The sequence below is a fragment of the Streptomyces sp. URMC 127 genome (assembly GCF_051386535.1).
Classification (GTDB): domain Bacteria; phylum Actinomycetota; class Actinomycetes; order Streptomycetales; family Streptomycetaceae; genus Streptomyces.
The window spans coordinates 1-660 of record NZ_JBPQTW010000482.1 but is presented as its reverse complement, the minus strand read 5'-3'; the positions used below and the strand labels follow the sequence as shown (position 1 = coordinate 660).

At 73.5% G+C, this 660-nt stretch carries 1 protein-coding gene; it reads left to right on the top strand.

Translation table 11 applies throughout. From position 1 onward, the window contains the following. The coding region (locus ACSNOH_RS35020) for an N-acetylneuraminate synthase family protein (protein ID WP_436725478.1) at window positions 1–626 on the top strand (626 nt) is incomplete at its 5' end. Window positions 627–660: the final 34 nt, after the last annotated feature.

Below are 660 nucleotides of genomic sequence, written 5' to 3'. Positions count from 1 at the left end.
CCCACTGCCGCGAGCGCGGCATCGACTGGTTCGCCTCGCCCTGGGACACCGAGGCCGTCGCCTTCCTGGAGAAGTTCGACGTCCCCGCCCACAAGGTCGCCTCGGCCTCTCTGACCGACGACGAGCTCCTGCGCGCCCTGCGCGCCACCGGCCGCACGGTCATCCTCTCCACCGGCATGTCCACCCCGAAGCAGATCCGGCACGCCGTCGAGGTGCTCGGCAGCGAGAACATCCTGCTCTGCCACGCCACCTCCACCTACCCCGCCAAGGCGGCCGAGCTCAACCTCCGCGTGATCCACACCCTCCGCGCCGAGTACCCCAACGTGCCCATCGGCTACTCCGGTCACGAGACCGGCCTGCAGACCACCCTCGCCGCCGTCGCCCTCGGCGCCGCCTTCGTCGAGCGCCACATCACCCTCGACCGCGCCATGTGGGGCTCCGACCAGGCCGCCTCCGTCGAGCCGGGCGGCCTCGCGCGGCTCGTGCGCGACATCCGCGTGGTCGAGGAGTCCCTCGGCGACGGCGTGAAGCGCGTCTACGACAGCGAGCTCGGCCCGATGCGCAAGCTGCGCCGGGTCGCGGGCGTCGTCGCCGAGGCCGGCGACCGCGAGCCGGTCACGGCCTGACGGGCCTCAGGTGACCCCGAGCCCCGCCCCGGAG